Source organism: Maritimimonas sp. 2210JD6-3 (assembly GCF_056591795.1).
This window is the reverse complement of the sequence record NZ_JBWQOJ010000041.1, coordinates 1-12,763: the sequence shown is the minus strand read 5'-3', so window position 1 is coordinate 12,763 and position 12,763 is coordinate 1. Positions and strand designations below refer to the sequence as shown.

Here is a 12,763-nt window from a genome sequence, read left to right as displayed (position 1 = left end):
CAAATCATCTCATTATCAAATTAACATATGAAATACACCAACTTACCAAATACAGACATTAAAGTTAGTAAAATATGCCTAGGCACGATGACTTGGGGAAATCAAAACACGGAAGCAGATGGTCATGAACAAATGGATTATGCCCTTGAAAAAGGCATAAACTTTTTTGATACTGCAGAGTTATATTCTGTGCCTGCAACACCCCAAACCTATGGTGCAACAGAAAAAATAATTGGATCTTGGTTTCAGAAAACAGGCAATAGAGATAAAGTTATTTTGGCATCAAAAATAGCAGGTAGTGGTGACTATACAGCGCATATCAGAAAAGATGGATTTAGTAAAAGAGCCATTGCAGAAGCTATTGAGAATAGCTTAAAACGTTTACAAACTGACTATATTGACCTGTATCAATTGCATTGGCCAGAGCGTGGTGTAAATTGTTTTGGAGTTCGTGATTATCCTTATCAAACTTCAAGTAAAGTAGCTGAAAATCATTTAGAAATTTTAGAAACACTTCAAGACTTTATTAAACAAGGTAAAATTAGACATGTCGGTCTATCTAACGAAACGCCTTGGGGTACGATGAAATATTTACAAACTGCCAAAGAACATAACTTACCTAGAATGGCAACCATACAAAATTCGTATTCTCTAATTCATCGTTCGTACGAATACGGAATGTCTGAAGTTTCTTTAAGAGAGAATATTGGTTTATTAGCGTATTCGCCACTAGCACAAGGCGTACTTTCTGGTAAATATTTAAACGGAAAACAACCAGAAGGGGCAAGAGGCACCTTGTTTCCAAGATTTATTGCACGCTATAAAAATAAAAGTTCTGAAGAGGCTGTAAACAAGTATTTAGAAATAGCAAATAAGCACAATATTTCACTATCTCAACTAGCCTTGGCATATATTAATCAGTTACCTTTTGTAACAAGTAATATTATTGGGGCAACTAAAATGAATCAGCTTACAGAAAATATTAATAGTATTTATATTGAATTATCTGATGAAATTTTGAAAGAAATAGAAGCTGTGCATGCATTAATACCTAATCCAGCCCCTTAATATCCTAGTTTTTTTCGAACTCTATTAAGAACCTCATTTGCCACTTTCCGTGCTTTTTCAGCTCCAATAGCTAAGGTCTCGTCAATTTCATGAAGGTTGTTCATGTAATGAGTATACAATGTGCGTTCTTTAGCATACTTTTCAGTTAATAACTCAAAAAATGCTTGCTTGGCATGCCCATAACCATAATTTCCTCCAAGATAGTTTGCTCGCATCTCTTTGATCTGGTCTTCGTTAGCCACTAATTTATACAATGCAAATAAGTTACACGTGTCAGGATTTTTAGGTGCTTCTAAGGGTGTGCTATCCGTTTGTATTTTCATAATTTGCTTTCGAAGCTTCTTATCATCTAAAAACAAATTGATGATATTATCTCGAGATTTACTCATTTTCTCACCATCGATACCAGGCACTAACATGGTATGCTCTTGAATTTTAGCTCTGGGTGGCACCAAAATGTTTCCCATTTGATGATTAATTCTATTGGCCACATCTCTAGTCATTTCTAAATGTTGAGCTTGGTCTTTCCCTACAGGAACAATATCAGCATCATACAATAAAATATCTGCCGCCATAAGCATTGGGTACGTAAATAAACCTGTATTTACATCTTCTAAACGATCTGCTTTATCTTTAAAACTATGTGCTAAGGTCAATCGCTGATACGGGAAAAAACAACTCAAATACCAAGATAGTTCTGTCACTTCAGGAATATCGCTTTGACGATAAAAAATAGTCTTAGAAATATCTAAACCAAAAGCTAACCAAGTAGCTGCGGTACTATAGGTATTTTCTTTTATTATATTACTATCTTTTATCTGTGTAAGGGTATGCATATCAGCAATAAAAAGAAATGATTCGTTTTTGGGGTCATTTGCCATTTCTATAGCTGGAATAATCGCTCCTAATAAATTGCCTAAATGTGGCGTTCCGGTACTTTGTACACCCGTAAGTATTCTTGCCATTACTATTTCTATTTATCCGTTATAAGTGAGATAATGAATCGGTCATTGACCGCAAAAATAGGGATTTCATTACTAAAAAATTGCACTAATAATTAATTACTATTTTTGGCTGCAATGGAGTTTTTTAAAAACATATTTCGTTTATTTTGGCGCCCTTGGTTTTATGGTTGGGTGTTTTTCTCTATTCTTTTCGCATTACCTATTTTAATTATTGTAATTTCTTTTGATCGTTATTATAAAACATTTTTTAAAATAGCCATCGCTTGGGGCAAAACAATCCTTTTTGTTATGGGGTTTAAACCTGTTGTAGAATACGAACAAGAAATTATTCCAGATAAAAGTTATATGTTCATTGCAAATCACGCATCATTAATTGATGTTATGTTAATGCTTTCGGTGATGAAAAATCCTGCTGTTTTTGTGGGGAAAAAAGAAGTTGAAAATATACCTGTGTTTGGTTACGTAGCTAAAAAGAGTAGCATTTTAGTAGATCGAGGAGACGCCAAAAGTAGAAAAGAAGTTTATATAAGTGCACAAAATAAGTTAAACCAGGGTTTAAGTATTGCTATTTTTCCAGAAGGACTAGTTCCTGAAGAAAGTGTGACACTCGCTCCTTTTAAAAATGGTGCTTTTAGGTTGGCTATTGAACATCAAATTCCTATTGTTCCGATGACCTTTTATGATGTAAAAAAAAGATTTTCATGGACTTTCTTTAGTGGTTGGCCTGGAAAATTGCGGGTTAAGGTTCATCAATTTATAGAAACGAAAGGGTTAACATTAGATGATATGGATAATTTGAAAGAGCAAGCCTTTGATTTAATTCACGATGAGCTTACTAAAGATATGATAATAACCCATGGAAGATAAACATCTTACATACTACTCGAAAACCGAAGAAAAATTAAATGTGCTCACGCATGGTTTAGGTTTCGTATTGAGTGTTATTGCGCTGATATTACTCATCATTCATGCTAGTAAACATGGTACCAATAGACATATAGTAAGCTTTACTATATTCGGAATAAGTATGATTCTCTTATATGCTGCATCTACTTTTTATCATTATATGCAAAATCCTGAATTAAGAAAGAAGCTTAATATTCTTGACCATTCGGCTATTTACGTCTTAATCGCGGGAACCTATACACCATTTACGTTGGTAACATTAAAAGGATGGTTAGGCTGGACTATTTTTGGAATTACTTGGGGAATCGCTCTTATCGGAATTTTCTTTAAGTTATTTTACACTGGTCGTTTCGATAAAATTTCAACTATAGCTTACGTAGCCATGGGCTGGATCATCATCTTTGCAATTAAACCATTAATTGAAAATTTACCTTTAAACGGATTGTATTGGCTCTTGGCTGGTGGTGTTTTTTATACTGTTGGTGCCATAGTATATAGTATTCAAACAATAAAATACAACCATGCAATCTTTCATGTTTTTGTGCTTTTAGGGAGTTTCTCACACTTTATGACTGTATATTTTTATGTATTAAAACATTAATTAAACAGCTTCTTTCTGATGTAATAATCTTGTTAATTTTATAGAAAGGTCAAGTAAAATAATCTTTGCGTTTCCATTACGCTCAATATGATAAATGGCATCATTCAGTTCTTTATTAATTTCTAAAATATTACCACTATGAATAAATGGAGCGAATTTTTCTAAACTAAAATTTTCTGTTTTTGGCAAAACATATACTAATGATTCTGCCGTATAATTTTTGAGCATAGCTTGTCTAAAAAACTCAAGACAGTAATTTAAAAAATTCTTCTGTACTTCTCGACCAGAAGCTGCTATAGCATCACTCCATCCTACCAAATCTTGCACTACTGTAGCGTTGCCTTTTGCTCGAAAAGCTGTTCGCACCCATGTAATAAACCATTGCTCGAAAAGATCATCATTGCCTTCATTATGAAGTAATTGTAAAGCTTTGTTCCAATTACCATCTGCTTGATGTGCAATTCGAATCGCTTCTTTAACACTGATATGCTCTTGTTTTATAAGTTCTTCTTTAATTTCGTTTTCACTTAGAGGATACAGTTTTACCAATTGACATCTCGACAAAATAGTATTTATGATTTTATCTTCATCTTCGGTAATCAATAATAAAACTGTCTTTTCGGGTGGCTCTTCTATGAGCTTCAATAATTTATTAGATGCAGCGATATTCATTTTTTCAACCATCCAAATAAGCATGATTTTAAAATTACCTTCATATGCCTTTAATGAAAGCTTTTTTACAATGCTTTCTGCTTCATCAACTCCTATTTGTCCTTGTTTGTTTTCTATACCTAATTGTTGATACCAATCAAATAAATCTCCATAAGTGTTATTTGTCAAAAAATCACGCCATTCACCCAAAAAAAGATCACTAACAGGATGCTTTTTAACAGTAGTATTGGCGGCTACTGGAAAAACAAAATGCATATCAGGGTGTGTAAATTTTTCGAATTTTAAATTGCAGATGTTGTTTCCATTTGTATTCTCTCCATCAACATTATTGCAAAGTAAATATTGAGCATAGGCTATCGCTAACGGCAAAGCGCCACTGCCTTTAGGAGAAACAAACAATTGCGCATGAGGCACTCGTTTATTTTCTGCAGATTGAATAAGCTGTTTTTTTGCTTTTTCTTGCCCTATGATATCTTTAAAAAGCATTCACAAATATAATAAACTACAATTGGCGAGCCACTAAGTTACCCTTGATTATTTCTTATAAAGATTAAGAATTTTACTTTACTCAATTATGATTATATTTACCCTTTATAATTGATTTACGAATTTAGAATCAAACTCTTGTTTGATTTCAAAATATATAACATACTATGAGCTGTAATAGTTGCTCTACAGATGCTAATGGCATCCCAAAAGGATGTAAAAGCAATGGCAGTTGTGGTACTGGTAGTTGCGATAAACTTACTGTTTTTGATTGGTTGTCTAATATGACACTTCCAACTGGTCAATCAAAATTTAATATTGTCGAGGTTCGTTTTAAAAACGGAAGAAAACTTTTTTATAAAAATACTAAAGATTTACCTATTGCTATTGGTGATATTGTGGCTGTAGAAACATCTCCTGGTCATGATATTGGTGCCATTTCCTTAACGGGAGAATTGGTTAAAGTGCAAATGCGTAAGAAAAAGATTTCTGAAGATAATGAAGATATAAAACAGATTTATAGAAAAGCGTCACAGAAGGATATTGATATTTGGCAAATTGCTAGAAATAAAGAACTAGAAGTACAGAGAGAGTCTCGTCTTATTATTAAACGGTTAGGCTTAGAAATGAAATTATCTGACGTTGAATTTCAAGGTGATGGTAATAAGGCAACTTTTTATTATACTGCTGATGACCGTGTTGATTTCAGACTACTCATAAAAGAATTGGCCTCAACTTTTAAAATAAGAGTTGAAATGAAACAAGTAGGGTTACGACAAGAAGCGGCACGATTAGGAGGTATTGGATCCTGCGGTCGCGAATTATGTTGCTCTACTTGGCTTACTGATTTTCGTTCTGTAACTACAGCATCAGCACGTTATCAACAATTATCATTAAATCCTCAAAAACTAGCGGGTCAATGTGGTAAACTTAAATGTTGCCTAAATTACGAGCTCGATACGTATATGGATGCACTTAAGGAGTTTCCTAATACAGATACATGGCTGCAAACAGAAAAAGGAATAGGCGTATTTCAAAAAATGGATATTTTTAAAGGATTGCTTTGGTATGCTTATAAAGAAAACCCTGTACAATGGCATCAATTAAACGTAAAACAGGTTAATGAGATAATTAAAACTAACAGTCAGAAAAAGAAGATAACAAGTTTAGAAGAGTATGCAACCGTATATGAACAAACTAAAACTAATGATGTTGTGTTTAGTGATGTGGTAGGGCAAGATAGTTTAACACGTTTCGATAAGAAGAAAAAAAATGGTAAAAGACGAAATAATAGAAGAAAAAAGCCTCGTAAAAATGCATAAAAATGTGTTAGTGTATTTGCTTGCCTTGATTCTTATATCTTGTGGAGATACTAAAGAATTCGAACAATACCAATCTGTTGAGAACAATGCATGGCATAAAGATTCTATCATGAATTTCAAATACAATCCTAAGGATACTATTTCTCGCAACAATGTTTACATCAATCTAAGAAACAATAAAGACTATGAGTACAGTAATCTGTTTTTAATAGTTGGTATAGAATTTCCAGATAACACAACTATTGTTGATACATTAGAGTATGAAATGACTGATGCACAAGGAAATTTTCTAGGAAGTGGTTTAACAGATCTTAAAGAAAATAAATTAGAATACAAAGCAGATGTTATTTTTCCAACATCGGGAAACTATACTATAAATGTACAGCATGCAATGCGAAAAAGTGGGCAAATTGATGGCATTACAAATTTAGAAGGAATTAGTGAAGTTGGTGTGAGTATTGAAAAAACAAAAACAAATGAGTAAAAAAGAAAACGAGCAGTTACTTGCTTTTAAAAAATATACCAAATGGATTTGGCGTATTTTCTTTTTAGGAATTGGTGGTGTAATTTTAGTTTTTCTATTAGCTGGTGCTGGTATTTTTGGAAAATTACCAACATTTGAAGAATTAGAGAATCCTAAAAGTTTGTTGGCTACCGAAGTAATTTCTAGTGACGGTAAGACCATAGGTACGTATGCAATTGAAAATAGAACTCCTGTAAGCTACAAAGAGCTCCCACAGAATCTTATAGATGCATTAATAGCAACCGAAGATGAGCGCTTTTATAAACATTCGGGTATTGATTTTAAAGGTTTTGCAAGAGCTGTTGTAAAATTAGGTAAAGATGGTGGCGCTAGTACCATAACTCAGCAACTTGCAAAATTGCTTTTTACTAAAAAAGCTTCGGGTAATGTATTTAAACGAATTATTCAGAAGGTAAAAGAATGGGTAATTGCTGTTCGTTTAGAACGTCATTATACAAAAGAAGAAATTATAGCCATGTATTTAAATAAGCAAGGGTTTTTATTTCAGGCTGTAGGTATTCGTTCAGCTTCACGCATTTACTTTAACAAAGAACCAAAAGATTTAAAACCTGAAGAATCTGCTGTTTTTGTAGCCATGCTAAAAAACCCTCGCCAATTCAATCCGCAACGTAAAGTTTCTAAAGCCAAATCCTTACAGCGACGTAATGTTGTTTTTGCACAAATGGCTAGGAATGGAGTAATTACTGAAAAAGAGAAAGACTCATTACAAAACTTACCCATGGTTTTAAGTTTTTCTCCAGAAGACACGAGTTTTGGTGTAGCCACGTATTTTAGAGAGTATCTTAGAAAATTCTTATTAGATTGGGTTGAAGATAAAAATAATGTGAAACCTGATGGCTCGAAATACGATATTTATAGAGACGGACTCAAAGTGCATGTAACTATAGATTCTCGTATGCAGCAATATGCAGAAGAAGCAGTAGAGGAACACATGTCTAATTTGCAACGCGTATTCTTTAAAAGTCAAAAGAAGAATAAGAATGCCCCTTTTTATGATCTAACTGCAAAGCAAATAGATAGAGTAATCATAGAACCTTCTATGAAACGATCAAATCGTTGGAAGCGTATGAAAAAAGCTGGAAAATCTGAAAAAGAGATTAGAGCTTCTTTCAATAAAAAAACAGATATGAAGATTTTCTCATGGAAAGGTGAAATTGACACGATTATGACACCACTAGATTCTATTCGTTATTATAAACATTTTTTTAGAGCTGGATTGATGTCAACAGATCCTCAATCGGGTCATGTAAAAGCATGGGTAGGTGGTATCAATCATAAACATTTTCAATACGATCAAGTAAAACAAGGAAAGCGACAAGTAGGATCAACCTTTAAGCCTTTTGTATATGCAACCGCCATTAATCAATTGCAATTATCGCCATGTCAAGAATTCAATAATACACCATATACTATTCCGAAAGGTAAATATGGGCTGCCCGAAGATTGGACACCTAAAAATGCCACCCCCGAATATGGTGGGACACTAACCCTAAAAAAAGCTTTGGCTAAGTCAACTAATGTTGTGACAGTTAATTTAATAGATCAGGTGACACCAACAAATGTAGTTCGTCTGGCTAAAAATATGGGTATTTATAATGAAATAGAAGAAGTACCTTCGATCGCTTTAGGAAGTGTAGATCTTACTTTATACGAAATGGTAGGTGCTTATAATACTTTCGCTAATCGAGGTATGTACGTAGAACCCATGATGATCTTACGTATAGAAGATAAAAACGGAACTGTATTAAGTGATTTTGTTCCTAAAACAAAAGAAGTTTTAAGTGAACAATCGGCTTATACAATTCTTAACCTGTTAGAAGGTGTAACCAAAGCTGGTTCTGGTGTACGATTACGAACATCTGGCGCTAAATATCCTGATAGCATTGTATCGGGTTACCCATATAAATTCAAGAATCCTATTGCGGGCAAAACAGGAACTACACAAAATCAATCTGACGGCTGGTTTATGGGTATTGTCCCTAACTTAACCACAGGTGTGTGGGTGGGTGCAGAAGATAGAGCTGCGCATTTTCCAGATATTGGTCGCGGGCAGGGCGCTGCAATGGCATTACCAATATGGGCATTATACATGCAAAAATGCTATGCAAATAAAGAATTAAATATTAGTGATAAAGCATTTGAAAAGCCTAACAACCTAAATATAGAACTTGATTGTGAAAAGTATAAGCAAACACAACAAGCAGCAGATTCTACTGCTGTAAATAACATACCAGAATTTTAATAAAACATTATGATTAATAAAGTTGTAAATAATGTAGAAGAAGCCTTACAGGGCGTTGAAAGTAATATGACTTTTATGCTTGGTGGGTTTGGTTTATGTGGTATCCCTGAAAATAGTATTGCTCAATTAGTAAAACTAGGTATTTCAGGTTTAACCTGTATCTCAAATAATGCTGGCGTCGATGATTTTGGATTAGGGCAACTCCTTCAAAAACGTCAAATTAAAAAAATGATCTCTTCATATGTTGGTGAAAATGATGAGTTTGAGCGTCAAATGTTAAGTGGAGAACTAGAGGTAGATTTAATTCCTCAAGGAACCTTAGCAGAACGCTGTCGTGCCACAGGAGCAGGCATCCCTGCTTTTTATACACCTGCTGGCTATGGAACAGAAGTCGCTGAAGGAAAAGAAACTCGTGAATTTAATGGTAAAATGTATGTCTTAGAACATGCTTTTAAACCTGACTTTGCATTTGTAAAAGCTTGGAAAGGAGATACCGCTGGAAACCTTATTTATAAAGGAACAGCGAGAAATTTTAATCCTATGATGGCGATGGCTGGTAACATAACAGTAGCCGAAGTAGAAGAATTGGTGCCAGCGGGTCAATTAGAGCCAAATCAAATTCACACACCAGGAATTTTTGTGCAGCGTATATTTCAAGGAAAGCACTATGAAAAACGTATTGAAAACAGAACAGTAACACCTAAAAATTAATCGATTGATTAATTTGAAAATTTGATAATGAGGAATGATAGAGATAATTTAATTGTAAATTTAACTTTAGAATTTTCATTAAAAATAATTGAATTTTCAGAAGAACTAAGAACCTTAAAGAAGTTTGAGATGGCTTCTCAAATCTTTAGAAATGGAACTTCTATCGGTGCAAATATAAAAGAAGCTCAAAATGCTGAAAGTAAAGCAGATTTTATACACAAATTTAAAATTTCGGCTAAAGAAGCAGATGAATTAGAGTATTGGCTAATGCTTTGCGAACAATCAAAACATTATCCAAATCCGGATAAAAATATATTAACTGATTTGAAAACTATTATCAAGATAATTAGTAAAATTATTTCATCCTCTAAGAAGAAATGATTTTCAAACTTTCAAATCAAAACATTATCAAATTGATATGTTAGATAAAATAGGTATTGCAACAAGAATAGCTCAAGAACTACAAGATGGATGGTATGTTAATTTAGGTATTGGTATTCCCACACTTGTGGCAAATTATATTCCTAAAGGAATTGCTGTTGAATTTCAAAGTGAAAATGGTTTGCTAGGTATGGGTCCTTTCCCATATGAGGAAAATGTTGATGCTGATTTGATCAATGCAGGTAAACAAACGGTTACTGTTTTAGATGGCGGCTCGATTTTTAATTCGGCTACCAGCTTTGCCATGATTCGTGGTCAACATGTGCAACTCACCGTATTAGGTGCAATGGAAGTCGCTCAAAACGGTGACATTGCTAACTGGAAAATCCCTGGTAGAATGGTAAAAGGTATGGGAGGAGCGATGGATTTAGTAGCTTCTGCTGAAAATATCATCGTTGCAATGATGCACACTAACAAAAGAGGGGAATCTAAACTTCTAAAAAAATGCTCATTGCCTTTAACAGGAGTTGGTTGTGTTACTAAAGTCGTAACAAATTTGGCAGTTTTAGAAGTAATAGATAATGCTTTTCATTTATTAGAAAGAGCCCCTGGAGTTTCTATTGAAGATATTAAAAATGCAACTGAAGGCACCTTGATTGTTGAGGGTGAAATTCCTGAAATGATTATTTAGTCAATTGTTTTGACTTAAACATGAGGTTATTAAAACTATATTATCCGTATATTTTTCACTTTAATTTAGTTGTTATAGGTTCCATTATGTTTTTTATTCTTGGATTAAAAGCTACGGTTCCTAGGTTTATTATAAATATTGCTTTGGCTTATTTTTTATCACCCAAAGTAAAAAAGATTAAGGAGCAACAAAATGAAAAAATTGAGCTAAAATGGATTTTTAGTGATAAAAAAGTAATTATTAAATGAATATTATCTCTTATAACGTTAATGGAATTCGTGCAGCCCTAAAAAAGGGCTTTATAGATTGGTTACGAGCCGCAGATCCAGATGTAATTTGTATTCAAGAAACCAAAGCACATAAAGAACAACTTGACCTTGAAGTTTTTGAACAAGCTGGTTATCCATATCATTATTGGTTTTCGGCTCAAAAAAAAGGCTATAGTAGTGTCGCTGTTTTATCAAAAATTAAGCCCAATCATGTTGAATACGGTACAGGCATAGAAACTATGGATTTTGAAGGTAGAAATCTTCGATTAGATTTTGATGATGTTTCTATAATGAGTTTGTATTTGCCCTCAGGCACTAATGACGATCGTCTGCATTTTAAGTTAAATTATATGGCTGAATTTCATGAATATATAAATCAGCTAAAAAAAGAAATTCCCAACCTAATCATTTGTGGCGATTATAATATTTGTCATGAAGAAATTGATATTCATAATCCAAAAATGAAAGGTGTCTCTGGTTTTTTACCTATTGAACGTGAGTGGATTGGCAAGTTTATTGATAGTGGATTTATAGACACTTTTAGACATTTTAATAAAGAGCCGCATCATTATAGTTGGTGGAGTTATCGAGCGAATGCAAGAAATAATAATAAAGGATGGCGTATAGATTATTGCATGGCGACCGAATCGCTGAAAGATCGCTTAAAAAGAGCTTATATTTTACCAGAAGCTAAGCATTCAGATCATTGCCCGATTGGTGTTGAGATTAGTTAGAATTAAAAACAATAAATAGATTTATAGAAGAAAAGATTACTTTTTTAATGTTGTCATTCCGAACGAAGTGAAGGAATCTGTTTAAAAGATTGCTTCGTCATTCTTCCTCGCAATGACATTGAAAATTTAATTAGTCATGAAAAAATTTCTTTCAATCCTTATTCTTAGCAGCCTACTAGCTTCTTGTGTCTCTAAAAAAGTATATACCGAATTAGAAGACAAATACAATCGTTTACGCGATAACAATTCAGAACTCTTTGGTGAAAATCAAGATCTTATTGATGCTAAAAAAGAACTAGAAGCAAGTCGAATGCAATTACAGTCAGAAGTAGATAAATTAAACTCAGATAAAGATAAACTTAATGACGAGGTGGCTCGATTAGCAGATAGAAAGACTAAACTTGAAAAAGAATATGATGAACTTTCACAAATGAGTAGTCAACAGCTTTCTGAAAAAGAGCAACAAAATAGAGCGCTTTTGTTACAGTTACAGGAAAAAGAAGCGCAGTTAACAAAAGAGGGTACACGCTTGGAAAAGCTCCAAGGCGATTTAGATAATCGCTCTAAACGAGTTGACGAACTTGAAGGGCTGATAGCAGCGAAGGAAGCTAAAATGCAAAAATTGAAAGATGCTGTTTCTGCTGCGTTACGTGGGTTTGAAGGAAAAGGACTTACCGTAGAACGTAAAAATGGTAAAGTGTATGTTTCTATGGAAAATAAATTGCTATTTGGTTCTGGTAGTTGGGCCGTTGGTAACCAAGGACGTTCTGCTGTGGTAAATTTAGCAAGTGTCTTAAAGCAAAATACAGATATAGATGTATTAATTGAGGGGCATACTGATAATGTACCTTATGGCGGAAAAGGTGTTGTTCAAGATAATTGGGATCTCTCCACTAAACGTGCTACTGCTGTTGCCCGTATATTAACTAGTAATAATGTTTCACCAAAACAAATAACAGCTGCTGGGCGAAGCAAATTTGTACCTATAGCTAGTAACAGTTCTGTTTCTGGTAAAGCAAAAAATAGACGTATAGAAATTATTTTAGCGCCAAATCTAGATGCTATTAATAGTCTTTTAAATGAGTGATTTTATTTTTTGAAAAAAGAATTGCAAAGTATTTTCAAACTAATCATCCTGATGCTATAATTACATGTAAAATATTTAAAACTA

The 12,763-nt window shown here is 33.5% G+C and carries 13 protein-coding genes; 11 read left to right on the top strand and 2 right to left on the bottom strand.

Features of this window, described 5'->3' with window-relative positions:
• Positions 1 to 27: 27 nt before the first annotated feature.
• Complete coding sequence (locus AC1EUY_RS13840) at positions 28 to 1,068, top strand: NADP(H)-dependent aldo-keto reductase (RefSeq protein ID WP_480196139.1); 1,041 nt, start codon at positions 28 to 30, stop codon at positions 1,066 to 1,068.
• Here the strand turns inward: AC1EUY_RS13840 and trpS are convergent.
• Positions 1,065 to 2,033, bottom strand: coding sequence for a tryptophan--tRNA ligase (trpS, locus tag AC1EUY_RS13835; protein WP_480196138.1), 969 nt, complete (start codon positions 2,031 to 2,033; stop codon positions 1,065 to 1,067). The genes AC1EUY_RS13840 and trpS overlap by 4 nt on opposite strands.
• Positions 2,034 to 2,147: 114 nt before the next feature.
• On the opposite strand from trpS, the gene AC1EUY_RS13830 reads away from it, so the two are divergent.
• Together AC1EUY_RS13830 and trhA are read left to right on the top strand one after the other, a co-directional pair.
• A complete protein-coding gene (locus AC1EUY_RS13830; protein WP_480196137.1) occupies positions 2,148 to 2,900 on the top strand; it encodes a lysophospholipid acyltransferase family protein in 753 nt (250 codons plus the stop codon).
• Positions 2,890 to 3,540, top strand: coding sequence for a PAQR family membrane homeostasis protein TrhA (gene trhA, locus AC1EUY_RS13825; protein ID WP_480196136.1), 651 nt, complete (start codon positions 2,890 to 2,892; stop codon positions 3,538 to 3,540). Before AC1EUY_RS13830 ends, trhA begins: the two co-directional genes overlap by 11 nt.
• On the opposite strand, the gene AC1EUY_RS13820 is transcribed toward trhA, so the two are convergent.
• On the bottom strand, positions 3,541 to 4,698 hold the full coding sequence (locus AC1EUY_RS13820; RefSeq protein ID WP_480196135.1) for a DNA polymerase III subunit: 1,158 nt from the start codon (positions 4,696 to 4,698) through the stop codon (positions 3,541 to 3,543).
• Positions 4,699 to 4,865: 167 nt separating this feature from the next.
• Between AC1EUY_RS13820 and AC1EUY_RS13815 the strand changes: the two genes are divergently transcribed.
• The 8 genes from AC1EUY_RS13815 (at position 4,866) to AC1EUY_RS13780 (ending at position 12,679) form a co-directional block, all read left to right on the top strand.
• Positions 4,866 to 6,020 carry a PSP1 domain-containing protein gene (locus AC1EUY_RS13815; protein ID WP_480196134.1) on the top strand — a complete coding sequence of 385 codons (1,155 nt, stop codon included), beginning with the start codon at positions 4,866 to 4,868 and terminating at the stop codon, positions 6,018 to 6,020.
• Positions 5,971 to 6,504 (top strand): gliding motility lipoprotein GldH, encoded by a 534-nt coding sequence (locus AC1EUY_RS13810; protein WP_480196133.1) that lies wholly within the window; start codon positions 5,971 to 5,973, stop codon positions 6,502 to 6,504. The genes AC1EUY_RS13815 and AC1EUY_RS13810 overlap by 50 nt, the downstream gene beginning before the upstream one ends.
• Entirely contained in the window at positions 6,497 to 8,806 is a 2,310-nt protein-coding gene (locus AC1EUY_RS13805; protein WP_480196132.1) for a penicillin-binding protein 1A, read from the top strand. The genes AC1EUY_RS13810 and AC1EUY_RS13805 overlap by 8 nt, the downstream gene beginning before the upstream one ends.
• Before the next feature lie 9 nt (positions 8,807 to 8,815).
• Positions 8,816 to 9,517 carry a CoA transferase subunit A gene (locus tag AC1EUY_RS13800; RefSeq protein WP_480196131.1) on the top strand — a complete coding sequence of 234 codons (702 nt, stop codon included), beginning with the start codon at positions 8,816 to 8,818 and terminating at the stop codon, positions 9,515 to 9,517.
• A gap of 27 nt (positions 9,518 to 9,544) precedes the next feature.
• Complete coding sequence (locus AC1EUY_RS13795) at positions 9,545 to 9,898, top strand: four helix bundle protein (protein ID WP_480196130.1); 354 nt, start codon at positions 9,545 to 9,547, stop codon at positions 9,896 to 9,898.
• 37 nt (positions 9,899 to 9,935) lie between these two features.
• Positions 9,936 to 10,589, top strand: coding sequence for a 3-oxoacid CoA-transferase subunit B (locus AC1EUY_RS13790; RefSeq protein WP_480196129.1), 654 nt, complete (start codon positions 9,936 to 9,938; stop codon positions 10,587 to 10,589).
• A gap of 244 nt (positions 10,590 to 10,833) precedes the next feature.
• Positions 10,834 to 11,592 (top strand): exodeoxyribonuclease III, encoded by a 759-nt coding sequence (locus tag AC1EUY_RS13785; protein ID WP_480196128.1) that lies wholly within the window; start codon positions 10,834 to 10,836, stop codon positions 11,590 to 11,592.
• A 136-nt stretch (positions 11,593 to 11,728) separates the two neighbouring features.
• On the top strand, positions 11,729 to 12,679 hold the full coding sequence (locus AC1EUY_RS13780; RefSeq protein ID WP_480196127.1) for an OmpA/MotB family protein: 951 nt from the start codon (positions 11,729 to 11,731) through the stop codon (positions 12,677 to 12,679).
• The last annotated feature ends 84 nt before the right edge of the window (positions 12,680 to 12,763 follow it).